At 54.3% G+C, this 18,662-nt stretch carries 17 protein-coding genes and 1 pseudogene; 2 read left to right on the forward strand and 16 right to left on the reverse strand.

Annotation, left to right across the window (positions count from 1 at the left end; translation table 11 throughout):
- Positions 1-579: 579 nt before the first annotated feature.
- From nth to blr, 11 genes and pseudogenes are all read right to left on the reverse strand, one after another.
- The gene (gene nth / locus GTGU_RS02415) at positions 580-1,215 is read right to left on the reverse strand and encodes an endonuclease III (protein WP_038153983.1); all 636 of its coding nucleotides are present in this window, start codon (positions 1,213-1,215) and stop codon (positions 580-582) included.
- Complete coding sequence (locus GTGU_RS02420; RefSeq protein ID WP_038153985.1) at positions 1,215-1,913, reverse strand: electron transport complex subunit E; 699 nt, start codon at positions 1,911-1,913, stop codon at positions 1,215-1,217. The genes nth and GTGU_RS02420 overlap by 1 nt, the downstream gene beginning before the upstream one ends.
- A gap of 4 nt (positions 1,914-1,917) precedes the next feature.
- Positions 1,918-2,538, reverse strand: coding sequence for an electron transport complex subunit RsxG (gene rsxG, locus GTGU_RS02425; protein WP_038153987.1), 621 nt, complete (start codon positions 2,536-2,538; stop codon positions 1,918-1,920).
- A gap of 9 nt (positions 2,539-2,547) precedes the next feature.
- On the reverse strand, positions 2,548-3,600 hold the full coding sequence (rsxD, locus tag GTGU_RS02430; protein WP_038153989.1) for an electron transport complex subunit RsxD: 1,053 nt from the start codon (positions 3,598-3,600) through the stop codon (positions 2,548-2,550).
- Positions 3,601-3,606: 6 nt separating this feature from the next.
- A pseudogene (gene rsxC, locus GTGU_RS02435) lies at positions 3,607-5,442 on the reverse strand (electron transport complex subunit RsxC); the annotation flags it as partial.
- Entirely contained in the window at positions 5,435-6,013 is a 579-nt protein-coding gene (gene rsxB, locus GTGU_RS02440) for an electron transport complex subunit RsxB (RefSeq protein ID WP_038153991.1), read from the reverse strand. The gene rsxB and the pseudogene rsxC, both read right to left, overlap by 8 nt.
- Positions 6,013-6,594, reverse strand: a complete 582-nt coding sequence (gene rsxA / locus GTGU_RS02445; RefSeq protein WP_038153993.1) for an electron transport complex subunit RsxA — start codon at positions 6,592-6,594, stop codon at positions 6,013-6,015. The genes rsxB and rsxA overlap by 1 nt, the downstream gene beginning before the upstream one ends.
- 77 nt (positions 6,595-6,671) lie before the next feature.
- On the reverse strand, positions 6,672-7,112 hold the full coding sequence (locus tag GTGU_RS02450) for a DUF2569 domain-containing protein (protein WP_038153994.1): 441 nt from the start codon (positions 7,110-7,112) through the stop codon (positions 6,672-6,674).
- Between the two features lie 84 nt (positions 7,113-7,196).
- On the reverse strand, positions 7,197-7,412 hold the full coding sequence (ydgT, locus tag GTGU_RS02455) for a transcription modulator YdgT (protein ID WP_038153996.1): 216 nt from the start codon (positions 7,410-7,412) through the stop codon (positions 7,197-7,199).
- Positions 7,413-7,645: 233 nt separating this feature from the next.
- Positions 7,646-9,046, reverse strand: coding sequence for a GH1 family beta-glucosidase (locus tag GTGU_RS02460; protein WP_038154001.1), 1,401 nt, complete (start codon positions 9,044-9,046; stop codon positions 7,646-7,648).
- Positions 9,047-9,160: 114 nt separating this feature from the next.
- On the reverse strand, positions 9,161-9,298 hold the full coding sequence (gene blr / locus GTGU_RS24245) for a division septum protein Blr (protein WP_072011890.1): 138 nt from the start codon (positions 9,296-9,298) through the stop codon (positions 9,161-9,163).
- 152 nt (positions 9,299-9,450) lie between these two features.
- Between blr and GTGU_RS02465 the strand changes: the two genes are divergently transcribed.
- Positions 9,451-10,491: an oxidoreductase gene (locus tag GTGU_RS02465; protein WP_038154002.1), complete on the forward strand. Its 1,041-nt coding sequence runs from the start codon at positions 9,451-9,453 to the stop codon at positions 10,489-10,491.
- Positions 10,492-10,528: 37 nt separating this feature from the next.
- On the opposite strand, the gene add is transcribed toward GTGU_RS02465, so the two are convergent.
- The 3 genes from add to malX all read right to left on the reverse strand — a co-directional run bounded on the left by add (position 10,529) and on the right by malX (position 14,455).
- Positions 10,529-11,530: an adenosine deaminase gene (add, locus tag GTGU_RS02470; RefSeq protein ID WP_038154005.1), complete on the reverse strand. Its 1,002-nt coding sequence runs from the start codon at positions 11,528-11,530 to the stop codon at positions 10,529-10,531.
- A gap of 94 nt (positions 11,531-11,624) precedes the next feature.
- Positions 11,625-12,797: a MalY/PatB family protein gene (locus tag GTGU_RS02475; RefSeq protein WP_038154020.1), complete on the reverse strand. Its 1,173-nt coding sequence runs from the start codon at positions 12,795-12,797 to the stop codon at positions 11,625-11,627.
- Between the two features lie 68 nt (positions 12,798-12,865).
- On the reverse strand, positions 12,866-14,455 hold the full coding sequence (gene malX / locus GTGU_RS02480) for a maltose/glucose-specific PTS transporter subunit IIBC (RefSeq protein WP_038154006.1): 1,590 nt from the start codon (positions 14,453-14,455) through the stop codon (positions 12,866-12,868).
- Between the two features lie 175 nt (positions 14,456-14,630).
- Between malX and GTGU_RS02485 the strand changes: the two genes are divergently transcribed.
- Complete coding sequence (locus GTGU_RS02485) at positions 14,631-15,659, forward strand: Mal regulon transcriptional regulator MalI (protein WP_038154008.1); 1,029 nt, start codon at positions 14,631-14,633, stop codon at positions 15,657-15,659.
- A gap of 28 nt (positions 15,660-15,687) precedes the next feature.
- Here the strand turns inward: GTGU_RS02485 and GTGU_RS02490 are convergent, their stop codons facing one another.
- Together GTGU_RS02490 and manA are read right to left on the reverse strand one after the other, a co-directional pair.
- Positions 15,688-17,190: a YdgA family protein gene (locus GTGU_RS02490; protein ID WP_038154009.1), complete on the reverse strand. Its 1,503-nt coding sequence runs from the start codon at positions 17,188-17,190 to the stop codon at positions 15,688-15,690.
- 98 nt (positions 17,191-17,288) lie between these two features.
- Entirely contained in the window at positions 17,289-18,467 is a 1,179-nt protein-coding gene (manA, locus tag GTGU_RS02495) for a mannose-6-phosphate isomerase (protein ID WP_038154014.1), read from the reverse strand.
- Positions 18,468-18,662 lie beyond the last annotated feature (195 nt).

The following is an 18,662-nucleotide window of genomic DNA, read 5'->3' on the forward strand; positions in this document are numbered from 1 at the left end:
CCCATATTAAATGGGGGAGTTCTGGGCGTGATGCTGAAAAATGCACCCGCCTTATAGTTATATTTGGAGGGGAAACGCGGGGTAATGTTCACTATCCTGCCTCGCCAGGCAAGTGCTTTGTAATACTCTGTTACACATAAGCGGGGTGGTATAATCGTCCGTTCATCTAAATGTTATTTAGCGTTAAATTTCATTGTTTGTTCTTTGGTGGTTTTTTCCACTGCGTAAAGTCGCTCATATTAGGGTGGTGGCGATATCTTCTGCTATTAAGGTGAAAGGTTAGTGATATGGGCTGGATTCTTAAATAATGCTGGTGAATTGTCTTGTGTTGAATTGGAAACCAGTTGTTAAGCCAGTCATTTCGCGGCTTTTACGCAACATAAAATTAACACAATGTTGCACAGGTGATCGAGTTCACACTTATATAGAAATTTTTTCTTAGAAAAAAACGATTAACCTGACGGTACGTTTAATGGGCAGAGAATGTGTCGGTGTTTTTCGGAAAACCTGGCAGGAAAAGAGGGGGTAAGAGGAATAATCAAGACGGGTGCAGCCGCCGCTGCACCACAAGGCGAATTATCAGAAATCAACTTTCTCTTTGTATTCACAGAGATCTTCAATAATACACGAGCCGCAACGGGGTTTACGGGCGATGCAGGTGTAGCGCCCGTGGAGGATAAGCCAGTGGTGGCAATCCACCTTATACTCAGCAGGCACCACTTTGAGCAGTTTCTCTTCTACCTGTTCGACGTTTTTGCCTGGCGCGAACTGTGTGCGGTTACAGACGCGAAAAATATGCGTATCCACGGCGATAGTAGGCCAGCCAAAGGCCGTATTCAGCACTACGTTGGCGGTTTTGCGGCCGACACCGGGCAACGCTTCCAGCGCCGCTCTGTCTTCCGGCACCTGACCGCCATGCTGCTCAAGCAGAATGCGGCATGTTTTTATCACGTTTTCGGCTTTGCTGTTAAACAGGCCGATAGTCTTGATGTAGGACTTCACGCCATCCACACCGAGCTCAAGCATTGCCTGCGGCGTGTTCGCCACCGGGTAGAGCTTTGCTGTGGCTTTGTTGACGCTGACGTCGGTTGCCTGCGCGGAAAGCAGTACCGCAATCAGTAACTCAAACGGCGAACCGAAATTCAGCTCAGTGGTCGGGTGGGGATTGTTTGCCCGCAACCGGGCGAGGATCTCCAGCCGTTTTGCTTTGTTCATCAGATCTTCCCTGTGGCATCCGCAGAAGGGGCTGTAACAATTGCGTCACGTTTCGCCTTACGCTGCTTAGTGCGCTCATCGATCAGGTATTTTAAGGCCAGCAGCATACCAAGCCCGATAAAGGCGCCAGGCGGCAGCATCGCCAGCAGGAACGGGGAATCGGTATGGAAGACTTCAATGCGCAGCACTTTCGCCCAGTCGCCCAACAAACCGTCAGCGCCGTCAAACAGCGTTCCGTTACCAATGATTTCACGCAGCGAGCCGAGGACAAACATGGCGCATGTGGCACCCATACCGATAGAAAAACCATCAAGTGCCGACAGGGCCGGGCCTTTTTTAGCGGCAAACGCTTCGGCGCGACCGACCACGATGCAGTTGGTCACAATCAGCGGGATAAAAATCCCCAGCGACTGGTACAGACCGAAAGCATAGGCGTTGATTAGCATCTGTACTACGCTCACCACCGAGGCAATAATCATCACGTAGATGGGAATGCGGATCTCTGGTGGTGTCCAGTGGCGCAGCAGAGAGACAAACAGGTTGGTCAGCGTCAGGACCAGTGTCGTGGCAAGACCTAACCCCAGGGCGTTGGTCGCGGTTGAGGTGACCGCCAGCAGGGGGCACAGGCCGAGCAACTGGACCAGGGAAGAGTTATTTTTCCACAGTCCCTGGACGATAACATCTTTTATTTCGCTCATGGTCTTACTCTCCACAGGCGCTCAGTTCAGGAAGTTGCGCGGGTAATGTCTGCGCATACAGGCCGGCACGTTTCACGGCATTCACGACGGCTCGAGGGGTGATGGTTGCGCCAGTAAACTGGTCAAAATCACCGCCATCTTTCTTTACCGCCCAGTGACTGTCATCCGCACCATGAATGACTTTGCCGGAGAAATGGGTGATCCAGTCGGACAACCGCAGCTCGATCTTGTCACCAAGACCCGGTGTTTCATGGTGTTCCGTCACGCGGGTACCTAATACAGTACCTTTGAAATCGGCCCCGACCAGCAGTTGAATCGCGCCAGAATAGCCATCTGGTGCCGTGGCTTCAATCACCGCAGCGACAGGACGATCATCTTTACTGGCAATATAAAGATGATGCACGCCTTTACCCAGCTCAGGCGCTGTTACCTGATAACAGCTTTTTTGTAAATCGTTGTCATACCGTTCGGCAGGGAGCACCTGATCAAATAGTTGCTTTTGTTGTAGTGCAGCCTGCTCGTCGATGGTCCCTTTGGTCAACTGGTTGATCGCCGCCGTCAGACCGGTCGAGCCCGCGGCAAATAACGCCAGAATAAGACCGTGTTTTTGCATTGTCTTAAGCATCAGGGTTCCTCAACGGTGTCCGTAAGCACGCGGACGCGTGTAGTAATCGATCAGCGGAACAGTAATGTTTGCCAGCAATGTCGCGAAAGCAACACCATCAGGATAGCCGCCAAAACTGCGGATCAGCCACACCAGCAGACCGGCCAGCGCACCAAAAATCAGGCGGCCGCGATCAGTCGTGGAGGCGGTGACCGGATCGGTCAGAATAAAGAATGCCCCGAGCATCGTCGCGCCGGAGAGCAGGTGCATCTGTGGCGAGGCGAAAGTCTCCGGGGAGAACAACCAGCCCAGTGTCGAACAAACGGTGAGGCTTAGCAGAAAACTGACCGGAATATGCCAGCGAATGGTTTTTTTCCACAGCAACAACAGACCACCTGCCAGATAGGCAAGGTTCACCCACTGCCAGCCGATGCCTGCCAGCACGCCGCCGTAAATCGGCATTTGCAGAACCTGTTCAACGCTGTGGCCGGCACGCAGAGAGGTTTTAAAATTGTCGAGCGGGGTGGCCTGGCTGATCCCGTCGATGCCCATCCGCAGGCTGTTCATGTCATGCCCCGACGACGCATGACCGGTGAAAATAATTTGTATGGCGTCCAGCAGATCCGGTGCGGTGGCGGCAAGACTGTGCGGCGGCAGCCACGAGGTCATTTGTACCGGGAAGGAGATAAGCAACACAACGTAACCAATCATCGCCGGGTTAAACGGGTTATGACCCAGTCCGCCGTACAGCTGTTTGGCGATGATAATGGCAAACGCGGTCCCCAGCACCACCATCCACCAGGGCGCGAGAGGCGGAATACTGATGGCCAGTAACACGCCGGTCAGCAGGGCGGCGTTATCTGAAAGCGTCGCGCCGACAGGTTGTTTACGTAAACGCAGCACCACCGTTTCGGCAACCAGCGCCGTCACACCGGCGATGAGGAGTTGTATCAGTGTTCCCCAACCGAAGAACCCGCTCTGTACGGCGATACCTGGCACCGTCGCCAGCAGAACCAACATCATAATGCGCGAGGTCTGGCGTTGATTATGGGTATAAGGGGAGCTTGCGATTCTGAATACCATTTATTCCTCTGTCGCGACTTTCTGAGCGGCTTTCTTCGCTTGCGCGCGCGCAATAGCGGCGGCAATAGCGGCTTTTCGTGGATCTTCGCTTTCCGCTGGGGCGGCAGGCGTATGTTGTTGCTGTTCTGCTTTACGTGCTTTAGCGCGGGCGATAGCGGCTTCAACGGCAGCTTTACGCGGATCAACCACCGCCGGTGACGCGCTGTCGTCTGGTGATTTTTCCGCCTGACGTGCACGCGCCTGCGCTTTACGCGCCTCGCGGGCGGCAATAACGTCGCTGTTATCCGGTTGCGTGCCTGCTTTGATCACCAGCGTCTCTGTTGCCTGCTGCTTTTTCTCACGAACGCGTGCCAGAGCAGCCGCAATGGCGGCCTGGTCAGTTTTACCCGGTTGTGCAGCAGCGTCTTTATGGCGAGCCTGGCGCGCCATTTTTTCGCGTTCGAGGCGTGCCTGGCGGGCTTCAAAGCGCGCTTTGGCTTCTGCCGCGCGTTTTTCTTCGTCCGCAATGGCGCGGATTTCTGCTTTTTCCTGACGGAAGTACTGTACCAGGGGAATGTTGCTTGGACATACCCAGGCACAGGCACCACATTCGATACAGTCAGAAAGGTGATGTGCTGTGGCTTTATCATGCTGCTGGCCTTTACTGAACCAGTACAACTGCTGCGGCAGCAGATCAGCCGGACAGGCATCGGCACAGGCGCTGCAACGAATGCAGCTTTTCTCTTCCTGCTGCTCGCCCATTTCCGTCGTCGATGGGGCCAGCAGGCAGTTGGTGATTTTCACCACCGGCACGTCGAGCCACGGCAGGGTAAAGCCCATCAGCGGCCCGCCCATGATCACCAGTTGTTCACTGCCAGCGCAAAAACCGGCGTTATCCAACAGATGACGAACTGGCGTACCGAGACGCGCCCAGACGTTGCCCGGGCGGGAGATCGCTTCACCGGTGAGGGTAACAACGCGTTCTGTCAGCGGTTCGCCGTCAATAATGGCACGCTTAACAGCATAGGCCGTCCCGACGTTTTGCATCAGCACGCCAATGTCGGAGGAACGACCGCCGTGCGGGACCTGTTTACCGGTCAGGATTTGCGTCAGCTGTTTGGCACCGCCGGACGGGTATTTGGTTGGGACCACGCGCAGGCTGATGTCGTGCGAACCTGCCAGTACCGCCCGCATCATCGAAATGGCCTGCGGTTTGTTGTCCTCAATGCCAATCAGGATTTCGCGCGGCTGCAGGATATGCGCAAGAATTCGCACACCTTCAATGATCTGTGCCGCGCAGTCCTGCATCAAACGGTCATCAGCGGTAATGTACGGTTCACATTCCGCCGCGTTAATGATCAGAGTTTTGATCTTATCGCCGCCGCCCTGCAGTTTATTCCCTGTTGGGAACCCCGCGCCGCCTAACCCGGCGACACCGAATTGATGAATACGCGAGATCAACTCGCTGCGGGATTTGTTCTGATAGTCGTGCCAGCCGTCGCGCTCTATCCAACGGTCTTCGCCGTCGGCATCGATAATGACGCTCAGTTCGGCCAGCGCCGACGGATGGGCGGTAGAGTGCGGAGCGATGGCCACGACCGTCCCTGAAGTTGGCGCATGAACCGGCAGCATACGACCCCAGCCGCGGGTAAGGGGCTGCCCGCGCAAAACGCGATCACCCACGCTGACGCAAAGCTCGCCTTCAGCGCCGATATGTTGTTTCAGCGGAATGACAAAACGCTGCGCCAGTGGAACCTGTCGCAGAGGCGTCCCGTTTGACTGAGTTTTCATTTCCGGGGGGTGAATACCGCCGTTGAAATCCCAGATACGCTCTTTTCGGAAGGCGGAAAATAACTTAAGCATGTTGTTCCACTGGAATAATCTGTACCGGAATGGTCTGCAGGTTCCATTTCCAGCTCTCCGTTGTGGTCTCGACCGGGCGCAGTTCGATACAGCGCGTCGGGCAAGGATCAACACAGAGATTGCAGCCAGTACAAAGAGAGCTCACCACAGTATGCATGGCTCGCGTTGCGCCAATAATGGCGTCAACCGGGCAAGCCTGAATACACTTGGTGCACCCGATACAATTGTTTTCATCAATCACCGCCAGCATGCGGACAGGCTCAAGCGCCTGTTCATCGCCATCAATGGGCTGCGGTTCAACGTTCAGCAGGGCCGCAATTTTCAGCATCACCGCTTCGCCACCTGGCGCACAGCGGTTGATTTTCTCTCCCTGAGTCCCAACGGCTTCGGCGTAGGGGCGGCATCCAGGGTATCCGCACTGGCCACACTGGCTTTGTGGCAAAATTTCGTCAATTTTTTCTACAACAGGATCGTCCTCTACCGCAAAGCGACGCGAGGCATATCCCAGAATGACGCCGAAAATCAGCCCTAAAAGGCTAATCGCAGCGACGGCTATCCAGACAGCATTCATTACAACTTCACCAGACCACTAAAGCCCATAAAGGCCAGAGACATTAATCCTGCAGTAATCAGCGCAATGGCGTTACCGCGAAACGGGGCAGGTACGTCTGCGGCGACAAGGCGCTCGCGGATTGCGGCAAACAGCACCATCACCAGCGAGAAGCCGACGGCGGCTGAAAAACCATACAGCGCGGACTGCAGGAAATTATGCCCAAGATTGATATTCAGCAGCGCCACACCCAGCACGGCGCAGTTGGTGGTAATCAGTGGCAGGAAAATCCCCAGCAGACGATACAACGCCGGGCTGGTCTTGCGCACCACCATTTCCGTGAATTGTACCACCACGGCGATGACCAGAATAAAGGCCAGCGTTCGCAAATAGACAAGATTAAGTGGGAGCAGGATCCAGGTATCAATAAGCCAGGCGCACACGGACGCCAGCGTCATCACAAATGTGGTCGCCAGTCCCATCCCCATGGCTGTTTCCAGTTTCTTAGAAACGCCCATGAATGGACACAGCCCAAGAAACTTCACCAGCACGAAGTTATTGACGAGGACGGTGCCAATAAAAAGCAGCAGATAGTCAGCCATTATTCGACCTGAAAAATACAAAGCCGCCTATTATCCGCTAAACGGCAACAGGCGACAACAGGGAAACTGTACGGTTATTACGGATTCACAAAGGTGCGTTTTACCCGCGTGGAGCGCTTAAAATAGGGCACCATCAGGGCAGCCGCCAGTAGCGGGAACAGCAGCTGGCGCAGCGCCAGTGTGTCTGAAACAGGGGAAAACGCAAATGCTTTAACGGCCAGCAGGACCGAAATCAACAACCAGATAATATAATGTTTCGGCACAATCCGACGGCGTTTAAAGAAGGCAATCGCCAGCCAGAGGGTGTAATACCACATTCCTGCCGCAAATGCGCAAGACAGGATCCAGAGGCCCAGGTTAAGCGTGCTCTGCTGTCGCAGTACAGTAAACGTCTGTGGAGACAGAATCGCATTGGCATACAGTACCACCGCCAGCGACGCGCTCAGTAACGCCAGCAAAAGCCAGGCCAGAGGGGCCAGCAGCCATCCACCAATACGTTCAGCCGTTTTTTCGGACATGACCTCTCCTGAAAATTAGCGCCAGTTGCCTGCATCAAAACAGGAGCAGAAGTATAAAGCAACTGGCACCCGGGAGGACAGAGTTTATTGCACGTATCGCCAAACAGATTTCGGCACTTCGCCAATATTGTACAAGCGACCGCCGGAGACCAGTTCAGCGCGACGGTGGTCGGCAGCACGATACATGCTGATGATCTCGTGGCTATCATCCAACGAGTAATTCAGATGATCAAAAAGTTTTTCCAGACTATCAAGTGAGTTGATTTTACGAAATTTGAGCAAATAATCCTGGACGGTCATAATTAAAAGTATCCCTTTTATAATGCATTTATTCGCCGTAAATAAGTCTGTGGACATAACAAACTATATCCGCGGCATCCCTGACAGGGGTGCGATGTACTGGTGATGTTCAATTATTATTTAGGGTACAACATCCAAAGACAAGCAGCTTCACTGACAGACCTGTCATTATTGGATTTTTAAGATTTTTCTTGAATGATGACCGGACGCCGGACGGCGCCCGCTAAGGAAGATTAACGCTCTTCACCATGGCTGGCAATAACGTTCTGATACCAGAAGAAACTCTTTTTACGTTTTCTCACCAGGTCTTGATTATGATCGACATAAACGAAGCCATATTGTTTCTTATAGCCGTTTAACCAGCTCAGTAAATCAATAAATGACCATGGATAATACCCCCGCACATCGGCACCAAGATCAATCGCTTTTTCAAGCGCGATAATATGCATTCGCAGATACTCTATTCGTGGATCATCGACAATCTCACCATTAATAATTGGGTCTTTTGCGCCTAAACCATTTTCGGTGATATAGACGGGAATATTACCGTACCTTTCTTTGATCATCATTATGCCGTCGGTCAATCCTTGCGGCCAGATTTCCCAGTCCCAGTCGGTGTAAACCCCGTCCGGGTTGCGTACAAATTTAAATAACCCTTTGAAACCAAATTCGCCACCGCTGCCAGGTTCGCCACTGTTATTACTTTGTTGCCGCGTTTCCTCTTCATTCGCAACCACCGTTTCCCGGCGGTAATAATTGAGCCCGATAAAATCGCAACGGTTCTCACGCAGCAGGGCATCATCGCCCGGCGCGAAGCGGGGAACGCCCCACAGCGTCTGCGTCTGCGCCAGCAGGGCGGCAGGATAAGTGCCGAGCAACACCGGATCGTACAGCCAGTGCGTATGAATGGCGTCGGCGAGCGCGGATGCGTCGCGATCCGCTTGTTTATCGGTCAGTGGCGTATGTGGCTGTAGCACATTGACAAAACCAATTTCGCCATCAATTACCATCTCACGGAATGCTTTCACCGCCAGCGCATGGGCAATAAAAACGTGGTGACAGGCTTGAATGGCACGGGCGGGGTCTTTCACGGATGGCGGATGGCTGCCAGTGATATAGCCATGACCAATGAAAACGATGGTTTCATTAAAGGTGTCCCACAGTTTCACCCGTGAGCCAAACCGGTCATAGCATAGCCTGGCATACTCCGCAAACGCTTCTGCGGTAGAACGGGCCTCCCAGCCGCCTTCGTCCTGCAACGCCTGCGGGAGATCCCAGTGGTATAGCGTAATCATTGGCACGATATTATGGGCGAGCAGGGCGTCAATCAGGTCACTGTAAAATTTAACACCCGCTTCATTGATTTCACCTCGCCCTGTGGGCAGCAGGCGCGGCCAGGAGATGGAAAACCGGTAGCTTTGCAGCCCCATTTCCGCCATTAATGCCACATCTTCACGAAAGCGATGATAATGATCCACCGCCACGTCACCGTTGGTGTTCTGATAGGTCGTGCCTGGAATATGCGAAAAACGGTCCCAGATAGAAGGGCCTTTGCCGTCGGCATCGTGCGCGCCTTCAACCTGGTAAGCGGCGGTGGCGGCGCCCCAGAGAAAATGTTTGGGAAATGCAGACATAATTCACTCCTTATCGATGGGATAAGGCAGTGTAGGAAGGATAACACCGGCAGTGCAACCGGTTTCAGAAACCGGTTACATCGTTGCGATCGCGCTCACGATCCGAAAGGGCGATTATTTACTTTGCAGGGCGACCACCGGTTCAGGAGCCTGATAATTATCGATATGGTGAGCAATAAGGAGTAACAAAACGCAAACGCCCACCGTGATCCAGCCCATGAGTTCTACAACACGAGATAATACTGACGACATGATTTCTAAGGAAAAAGTGAATACAGGCGGCAAATCTTACTCATCAGCGATAATGATGCAAGCCCTGAAAATATTCCCCTGCGAATTATTCGGTTGTGGGGCTCAGGCAGATGTTGTGAAATAGTCCGACGTTATCGATGAGAGGCTGCAACATGAGTGACAACATCCGTGTCGGATTAATAGGTTATGGCTATGCCAGTAAGACATTCCATGCACCGCTGATCAGTGGCACACCAGGAATGGAGCTGGCGGTCGTTTCGAGCAGTGACGAGGCCAAAGTGAAAGCCGACTGGCCTGATGTGCAGGTGGTTGCTGAGCCGAAGCATTTGTTTAACGATCCCAGTATCGATTTGATCGTCATCCCCACGCCGAACGACACCCATTTCCCGCTGGCGAAAGCCGCACTGGAAGCGGGTAAGCACGTGGTCGTTGATAAACCCTTTACCGTGACACTGTCACAGGCGCGTGAGCTGGATGCGTTGGCACGCAGTGTTGGACGACTGCTGTCGGTGTTTCATAACCGTCGCTGGGACAGTGATTTTCTCACCGTGAAGGCGTTGATCGCTGACGGTGCCCTGGGGGAAGTGGCGTATTTTGAATCGCACTTTGATCGCTATCGTCCGCAGGTGCGTAACCGCTGGCGCGAAATGGGCGGTCCGGGGAGTGGCATCTGGTATGACTTAGGCCCGCATTTGCTAGATCAGGCGGTTAACCTGTTTGGCCTGCCCGTCAGTCTGACTGTTGATCTGGCGCAGTTACGCCCTGGCGCACAGTCAACCGACTATTTCCACGCGATTCTGACCTATCCGCAACGCCGCATCGTGTTGCATGGTACCTTGTTGGCGGCTGCTGAAACCGCACGGTATATCATCCACGGTTCGCGGGCAAGCTATGTCAAATACGGGCTTGATCCGCAGGAAGACCGGCTGAAAAGCGGTGAGCGCCCGCCACAGGACGACTGGGGGCACGATACGCGCGATGGCGTGCTGACCCGCGTTGACGGTGAGGAACGCGTCGAAACAACGTGGCTTACGCAGCCAGGGAACTATCCGGCCTATTATGCTGCAATTCGCGATGCGCTTAATGGCACCGGGGAGAATCCGGTTCCGGCAAGCCAGGCAATTCAGATTATGGAGCTTATCGAGCTGGGCATTGAGTCGGCGAAGCATCGCTCCACGCTGTGTCTGACCTGATGAAGCAAAAGCCGCTCAACAGAGCGGCTTTTTTGTCTTAGCGGTTTTTCACCCGATCCCGTAACGCCTGTTTTTCCTGCGCTGACAGAAACGCGCTCTCCAGGCCGTTAATCTGCGCCTGGCGGATTTGCGCCTGGCTCAGCCCGGCTGCCGGCGCGGCAACGTCATATTCATGAATAATATCAATACCCTGAACCGCCGGGTCGTCGGTGTTAATGCTGGCCAGAATGCCGTGTTCGAGGAAGGTTTTCAGCGGATGGCGGGTCAGTGACGACACCGTGCTGGTCTGGATGTTTGAGGTCAGGCAGGATTCAATGCCAATACGCTGTTCAGCGAGGAAATCCATCAGCGCCGGATCTTCTACCGCTTTCACGCCGTGACCAATGCGTTCGGCGCCCAGTTCGCGGATCGCCTGCCAGATACTTTCCGGGCCAGCCGCTTCACCGGCATGCACGGTGATCCGCCAGCCGGCATCGCGGGCGCGATTAAAGTGATTGAGGAACAGGCTGCCAGGAAAACCCAGCTCATCACCCGCCAGATCCAGTGCCGTAATACCGTCACGGTGTGCCAGCAGCGCATCCAGTTCCTGCAAACAGGCGGTTTCACCAAACGTACGGCTCATGATGCCAATCAGACGCGCATCAACGCCGAAATCACGACTGCCTTCGCGTACCCCGGCAATCACCGCCTCAACCACCCCGGAGATCGGTAGCTGGTGGGCCATCGCCATATAACCCGGTGAAAAGCGCAACTCAACGTAATGCAGCCCGTTGCGCGCGGCGTCTTCCACGTTTTCATACGCGACACGGCGGCAGGCTTCCAGCGAGGCGAGAACTTTCACACCCCAGTCAAGTTTAGACAGGAAGCTAACCAGATCAGGTTCGTTACTGGTGACCTGAACATGCGGACGTAGCGCGTCCAGCGTATCGGCTGGCAGGGCAATATTATGCTGGCGACCAAGATCAAGAATGGTTTGCGCGCGAATGTTGCCATCAAGGTGGCGATGAATATCGGTCAGGGGAAGGTTAGTATCAATCATGGTCGCACCGTTTTAGTTAAAGTGCGGACCATTATAAAAATAAAAGCGACGAGAAAGCTATTTTGCGCAACAAAAAGTTTTGTTGCGCAAATTGTCAACGGAAGGACTGCAGGGCGGCGATGAGGCGTTGTACCCCTTGTTCCAGCTTCACACGCGGGCACCCGGCGTTAAGGCGGATAAAACCGTTGCCTTCCTCGCCATAGGTGTAACCAGGCATGATCGCCACTTTTTGCGTTTCGATGAGCTGCTTCTGTAATGCCCGGTCATCGATATTCAATGGACGCAGGTCAATCCATGCCAGATAGGTGGATTCCGGTGGTTGCCAGCAAAGTTCCGGGAATGCCTGATTCAGTTCGCGTGCAATGTAACGCATGTTGTCCCGCAAATACGCCCGTAGCGCGTCGAGCCAGGGCGCGCCATCACGGTAGGCGGCAATGTGCGCGACAATCGCCGGCACAGAAGGCGAAGAGAGCCCGTCGCGGCCTTTCAACGCATCCAGATACGCCCCGCGGGAGGTTGCATCGCCAATCAGCCCGTATGCGCCGGTCAACGCCGGAATATTGAAGCTTTTTGAGCCTGAGGTAAACAACGCCCACGGTCCCCTGGCCACCTCGCGCCAGGGAATATGCGGATGGTCGCTCCACACCATATCCATATGGATCTCATCGCTGATAACGCGGACGTGATGCTTTTCACACAGCGCCGCAATGGTATCAAGCTCCTCGCGAGTCCACACTTTGCCGGTTGGGTTATGCGGGCTGCACAACAGCAGCAGCGTGTTCTGCGGCTGTGACAGTACCTGTTCCAGCTGATCCATATCGCAGCGCCAGTCGTTACCGTGTTTTACTAACGACACGGCGGCCACGCGGCGCTGATTTCCTTCAATAGCTTTATAGAATGCATCGTATGCCGGGGTATTGACTACCACACCGTCGCCCGGCGCGGACCACTGGCGGATCATCTCAGACACCATGTAGATCACCGATGGCCCGTATACGACAGATTCACGGTCAATCTGGCTGTGAAAACGGCTGGCGAACCAGTGAGTAATGGCTCCGAGGAATTCCTCGTTCTTCCAGCGACTGTAGCCAAAAACGCCATGGGTAAGACGCTGGCTGACAGCCTCAATAACGCAGGGTGCGGTGGCGAAATCCATGTCGGAGATGGTGAAGGGAAGCAGGTCGGCGGCGCCGAAACGGTCAGCGACGTAATCCCATTGCGTGCACCAGGTACCGTGTCTGTCGATGGGCGTGGAGAAATCAAACATCAGAGCGTCCTTAATCATTGTGCAGTGAAGTCAGTTTCCCCCTTCTTAAGGAAGGGGGAAAGGGCGTTTTATGCCTGCACGGTATTCATCAGCGTGGCCATTTCATCTTTCACCGACTGCACCTGCGGACCAATGACCACCTGCAGGTTGTGCTGGTTAAGCTGAACCACGCCGATTGCGCGGTTGGCTTTCAGCGCCGCGGCGTCCACTTTTGACATGTCATTGACCGACAGACGCAGGCGGGTAATACAGTTGTCGAGAGTGACGATGTTTTCCGCACCGCCGAGCGCCGCCAGAATTGCCGGCACGTTATAACCCGATTTGCCCGTTACGCCTGCAACCGCTTTTTCCACCGTACTGGTATCGATGTCGCGACCCGGGGTTTTCAGATTAAAGCGGGTGATGGCAAAACGGAAGATAGCGTAGTACACCGCAAACCAGATAGCCGCGACTACCGGCACCAGATACCATTTCGTCGCCAGGCCATGCAGGATGCCAAAGACTACGAAATCAATGACGTTGCCGTCGGTGTTGCCGATGGTTACGCCGAGGATAGCCATCATGGTGAAGCCCAGACCGGTCAGCAGGGCATGGATGATGTATAGCACTGGCGCCACGAACAGGAACAGGAATTCCAGCGGTTCGGTGGTGCCGCCGACAACGCAGGCGATAACACCGGAAATCAGCAGCCCCTTAATTTTGTGACGGTTTTCCGGGCGGGCACAGTGATACATCGCCAGTGCCGCACCCGGCAGACCGCCGAGGAACGCCGGCATTTTTCCCTGAGAAAGGAAGCGGGTTGCGCTTTCGGCAAAGCCGTGCGTTTCCGGGCAGCTCAACTGTGCCTGGAAGATCGTTAGCGCGCCATTCACAGTATGACCACACACGTCCATAGTGCCGCCCGCTTCGGTAAAGCGGATCAGTGCCACCAGAATATGGTGCAGGCCAAACGGCAGCAGCAGGCGTTCGCCGGTACCGAAAATCATCGGGCCAAAATCGCCAGCGCTGTTGATCACATGACCGAGGGCGTTGATACCCATGGCGAAGACCGGCCAGACCAGCGGGATCACCAGACCAACCAGCCCCATCACAACCGTAGTGACGATCGGAACAAAACGGGTGCCGCCGAAGAAAGCCAGTGCATCCGGTAGACGGATGGTGTGGAAACGTTCGTGCAGCATCCAGACGACTATCCCGGCAATCACCGCGCCGAGGATCCCGGTGTCAATGGACTGGATCCCCAATACGTTCTGGATATTGTTTGCTTTCAGAACGGCGGCGTCAGTGGTGGGCAGAATGCCTTTCGCCGTCAACCAGAAGTTCACCGCCAGATTCATCACCGCATAGCCGACAAAACCGGCAAACGCAGCAACGCCTTTGTTTTCACGCGCCAGTCCGAGCGGAATAGCGATACAGAACATCACCGGCAGGAAGCTGAAAGCGAAGGAGCCAACTTTACTCATCCAGATGAAAATGGCCTGTAACAGCGGCGTGTCCAGCCAGGGTAACAGGGTGGTGACGTCGTGGCTGCTTAATGAGCTGCCGATCCCTAACATGATGCCGCAGAAGGAGAGCAGCGCCACAGGCAACATGAACGTTTTGCCAAGCTGCTGAAAAAACTCCCACAGAGTGATTTTTGGTGCTGCTTTTGCCGTCATAAAACGACTCCTTGTTATAAAAATAAGCTGTGTGGTGTAACGAAGCGGCAAGATAAAACGTTTTATCAAATTTTAGTGCGAGAGAAATCACATAATCAGTGGATAATAACGTTTATAAAGACCATCGATAGATAAAACGTTTTATCGCTGCGGCAAAGGGAGTCAGACGCAATTCATGGCTATCGCAAAAAAAATCACGATTAACGATGTTGCGCTGGCGGCAGGGGTGTCTGTCAGTACGGTATCGCTGGTACTGAGCGGGAAAGGGCGAATTTCGACAGCGACCGGTGAGCGCGTTAACCAGGCCATCGAACAACTGGGTTTTGTGCGTAACCGCCAGGCGGCGTCGTTGCGCGGCGGGCAAACGGGGGTAATTGGCCTGATTGTCGGCGATCTCTCGGCACCGTTTTATGCGGAGCTGACGGCCGGTTTAACCGAAGCGCTGGAAGCGCAGGGGAAGATGGTGTTCCTCACCCAGAGCGGGCCGGATGGCGAAAATATGCTACATCGCTTTGAAACGCTGGTATCGCAGGGCGTTGATGGGGTGATTATCGCCGGCTCTGTCGATCGCGGCGCCGAACTGCGTGATCGCGCCGAAGAGGCGGGTGTGCCGCTGGTGTTTGCCTCCCGCGCCAGCTATCTTGATGAGGTCGATCTTATCCGCCCGGATAACATGCAGGCCGCACAGTTGATCACCGAACATCTGATTCGCCGTGGTCACCAGCGTATCGCCTGGCTCGGCGGCCAGAGTTCCTCTCTGACCCGCGCCGAGCGTGTCGGGGGATACTGCGCCACGCTGCTGAAATACGGCTTGCCGTTTCACAGCGACTGGGTGCTGGAGTGCGAATCGAGCCAGAAACAAGCGGCTGAAGTCATGACCGGGTTATTGCGCCAGTATCCGACCATCACCGCTGTGCTGTGTTACAACAGCGTGATTGCGATGGGTGCCTGGTTTGGTTTAATGCGGGCAGGGAAACAGAGCGGTGAGGACAGCGTGGAAAGTTATTTTGAGCAACGCGTCACGCTGGCGGCATTTGCTGAAGTACCGGAGGCGGAACTGGATGATCTGCCGTTGACCTGGGTGACACTTCCGGCGAGAGAGATGGGGCAGAGCCTCGCGGAACGCATTCTGCAACGCATTGACACTGGTCAGGTTTCACTGCGCAATCACATCATGCCGCCGCGGCTGGTGACCCGAAAATAAAAAGCCCCTCGGGTGAGGGGCCTGTATTTTACTCTTCCGGTGCATCTGGTGCCTGCAAATTCAGCACCCCGCCAAACATGCCGACAAACTCTTCCAGCGACATTTTCTTACCGTTCAGCGTCACTTGTCCCGCTGTGTATTGCAGGCTCGAGGTGATGCTGTTGTTTTCTTCGGTGGTCAGATGGAACATCTGGCCCATCGCCGACAGACCTTTCACCTGCTGCTGCGCCAGTTTCGCCGCATCTTCCGGCTTATAGCCTTCGAGGCTGGCAGACTGCGTCATGAACTCGGTCGCCATGTCCATGGGAATCACTAATTTGGTGTCGAGATTTTTGACGAACATATCGACCTGATCGGCCAGCGCTTGCGGCGGCTGCGTATTTTTCGCCGGATCCTTCAGGAACAGCGACAAATTAAAGGTGGCTTCGCCTTTGCTGTTTTTCCAGCTTAGCGGCGCGACGGTGATCACCGGCTCGGCTTTCAGTAGGATCGGCAACGCGCTGAGCAGCGCTTCTGCCGCCTCTTGCTGATACCCTTCCGGGTCGTTCGCTAGATCCGCTTCCTGCAATACTTTCTGGGCTTGTGCATTATAGGTCTGATTAAATTCGTGCCAGATAGCCCCGTCGATGTTGCCCACTTTCAGCGTCAGCTTACCGCTACCCATGTCCTGATTTTTAAGCTTCAGGCTGTTGAGCGTGTAATCAATCTGACTGTTCACGGTTTTACCGTCAGCGGCCAGGTCGGCCCGGCCTTCTACCGTCAGACCTTCCAGTTGCCCGAGGTCAACGCCTTCCATGGAGATCGCCAGCTTATCAAGGGCGATTTTCTGGTTACCGACGTATTCGTCAAAACTGGCGCGTTTGCTGGCGCCTTCCGTGGTGAGATTATTGAGGGTCAGCTTAACCCGCATACCGTGCTCATTGACGGTCTCGATCAACGCGCTCGGTACGGATCCGGACAGCGAAAACGCATTGCCTTCACGGTCTGCATCAAATGTAAACTCACCGCCGCTCAGCGACAGTTTTTCCTGACCCGCTTCACGGTTTAGCGGTTTCAGGGAGATCAGCGATCGGGTGTCGCCGTTGTAGCTGATGCGGGTATCTGACTCGACAAAAGACTGACCGTTAGCCAGATCGAACAACGGTTTGGTCACCGCATTATTCACCAGCACCGTTTTCACGGAAGCCATCATCGGCATCAGATTAAACGATTTCAGCGCCGCCAGCGGGAAGGGTCCATGATCGATGTTCTCTTTCATGACGATAGTCTGACCGGGCTTCAGCCAGCTTTGCGTCGCGCCATCGACAGGCTTGATGACCAGATCAAGCTGGCTTGAAAAAAGGCCGCGCTGGTAATTCTGATGAACCAGCTCCAGGCCCGCCGCAGACGATGTACGCTTGATCTGCGCGTTTGCTTTCGCCAGCATCTCAGTCATATGGGTTTCAAGTTGCTTACCGGTATACCAGGCACCGCCTGTCCATACCACTCCCAGAGCGACAATGACGCCTGCCGCGATCAGACTTTTTTTCATAATGCATGTCCATAAGATATGAAAACAGGCGGAACCGTCCGCCTGTGTGAATGAGCTATCTTCAGCAGCTTAGCAATACTGCCACTAAATTTCAGTATTTAGTTTTGCTTGTTGAATACCCGCGCCAGACGCCCGGTACCGCTGATCGCGACCGGCGATTCAGCAGCGCTGATGATGGCGGACTCGCCCGGTTTCAGCACCAGACGCTGCGTGCCTTTGCTCAGCACTGCTTCACCTTCAACGCAGAAAAGGATAGCGGCACTTGACTGAGATAGCGAGATTTCCTGCGCAGACAGGTCATGCAGCGAGAAAGCAAAGTCATCAACCGGGATCGGGAAGTCCAGCTCCGGACCGTTTTTCTGCGGCTGCGTCAGTAACTCCGCCGCAGGTTTGGCCACGAATTTCACATTGGCTACCAGCTCCGGAATATCAATGTATTTCGGTGTTAATCCGGCGCGCAGGACATTATCTGAATTTGCCATCACTTCCAGCGCCACGCCCTGCAGATAAGCATGCGGCGTTTCAGCAAACAGGAACATGGCTTCACCCGGATTCAGTTTCACCACATTCAGCAGCAACGGCGAGAAGAGACCGCTGTCATCAGGGTAAAATTCAGCAATCAGACGAATGGTCTGCCAGGGCTCGCCCTGCTGGCTGTTCACTGCTGCTTTCAGCACTGCCAGCGCGCGCGCTTTTTCGTCGCCTTGCATATCCAGCAGGCTGGCGAATAACTGGCGCAGCCCGTCGGCGTTCGGGGATTGCAGGAAGTGAGCGATAGCCGGATGCGCACCGGACACCGGTTGCAACAGGGAGACTATCTCAGAAAACTCGCGAAACGCGTTCATGGCGAGGAATGGCGTCAGCGCGAACACCAGTTCCGGCTTATGGTTAGGATCTTTGTAGTTACGCTCAGCGGCGTCGAGGGGGATCCCGGCGGCGTTCTCTTTCGCAAAGCCCAGTTCAGAGGCTTTTTTATTCGGGTGAACCTGAATCGAGAGCGGTTGCGCGGCACACAGCACTTTAAACAGGAAGGGCAGTTCGCCAAAGCGGGCGGCAACGTTTTCGCCCAGCCACCCGGTTTTATCGCCATCGATAATTTCACGCAGCGAATGCAGTTTACCGTCCGCGCCTTCCACCTGCGAGCTGCTCTTCGGGTGGGCACCCATCCATAACTCCGCCATTGGCAGATTATCCGGATTGGCAATTCCGTAGAGTTCCGTTAACGCAGTCTTACTTCCCCAGGCATAGTTCTGCACTGAGTTGACGAGTTTTTGCATTATCAAGCCCTGTTTTCATATGGTTAATCTGCTTCTATTAAAGCAATAAACCCATCAGAAGTAACGAGCATCGACAAAAAGTCGTATTAGTCTCAGTTTTTGTTAAAAAATTGTGTAAAGTATTGGGGCTCGCTTTTTTACAGGGCAAATGGACGATTTGCCTGAATCATAAATAGCCACGGTAGTCAGTGAGAG

This window comes from Trabulsiella guamensis ATCC 49490, assembly GCF_000734965.1.
Taxonomy (GTDB): Bacteria; Pseudomonadota; Gammaproteobacteria; order Enterobacterales; family Enterobacteriaceae; genus Trabulsiella; species Trabulsiella guamensis.

What these genes read in the sequence shown, in the direction of transcription:
- rsxA (WP_038153993.1), bottom strand. Translation starts at nt 6,594, where the DNA reads ATGGCTGACTATCTGCTGCTTTTTATTGGCACCGTCCTCGTCAATAAC.
- ydgT (WP_038153996.1), bottom strand. Translation starts at nt 7,412, where the DNA reads ATGACCGTCCAGGATTATTTGCTCAAATTTCGTAAAATCAACTCACTT.
- nth (WP_038153983.1), bottom strand. Translation starts at nt 1,215, where the DNA reads ATGAACAAAGCAAAACGGCTGGAGATCCTCGCCCGGTTGCGGGCAAAC.
- manA (WP_038154014.1), bottom strand. Translation starts at nt 18,467, where the DNA reads ATGCAAAAACTCGTCAACTCAGTGCAGAACTATGCCTGGGGAAGTAAG.
- GTGU_RS02465 (WP_038154002.1), top strand. Translation starts at nt 9,451, where the DNA reads ATGAGTGACAACATCCGTGTCGGATTAATAGGTTATGGCTATGCCAGT.
- rsxG (WP_038153987.1), bottom strand. Translation starts at nt 2,538, where the DNA reads ATGCTTAAGACAATGCAAAAACACGGTCTTATTCTGGCGTTATTTGCC.
- GTGU_RS02475 (WP_038154020.1), bottom strand. Translation starts at nt 12,797, where the DNA reads ATGTTTGATTTCTCCACGCCCATCGACAGACACGGTACCTGGTGCACG.
- blr (WP_072011890.1), bottom strand. Translation starts at nt 9,298, where the DNA reads ATGTCGTCAGTATTATCTCGTGTTGTAGAACTCATGGGCTGGATCACG.
- GTGU_RS02490 (WP_038154009.1), bottom strand. Translation starts at nt 17,190, where the DNA reads ATGAAAAAAAGTCTGATCGCGGCAGGCGTCATTGTCGCTCTGGGAGTG.
- malX (WP_038154006.1), bottom strand. Translation starts at nt 14,455, where the DNA reads ATGACGGCAAAAGCAGCACCAAAAATCACTCTGTGGGAGTTTTTTCAG.
- GTGU_RS02450 (WP_038153994.1), bottom strand. Translation starts at nt 7,112, where the DNA reads ATGTCCGAAAAAACGGCTGAACGTATTGGTGGATGGCTGCTGGCCCCT.
- GTGU_RS02460 (WP_038154001.1), bottom strand. Translation starts at nt 9,046, where the DNA reads ATGTCTGCATTTCCCAAACATTTTCTCTGGGGCGCCGCCACCGCCGCT.
- rsxB (WP_038153991.1), bottom strand. Translation starts at nt 6,013, where the DNA reads ATGAATGCTGTCTGGATAGCCGTCGCTGCGATTAGCCTTTTAGGGCTG.
- rsxD (WP_038153989.1), bottom strand. Translation starts at nt 3,600, where the DNA reads ATGGTATTCAGAATCGCAAGCTCCCCTTATACCCATAATCAACGCCAG.
- GTGU_RS02485 (WP_038154008.1), top strand. Translation starts at nt 14,631, where the DNA reads ATGGCTATCGCAAAAAAAATCACGATTAACGATGTTGCGCTGGCGGCA.
- add (WP_038154005.1), bottom strand. Translation starts at nt 11,530, where the DNA reads ATGATTGATACTAACCTTCCCCTGACCGATATTCATCGCCACCTTGAT.
- GTGU_RS02420 (WP_038153985.1), bottom strand. Translation starts at nt 1,913, where the DNA reads ATGAGCGAAATAAAAGATGTTATCGTCCAGGGACTGTGGAAAAATAAC.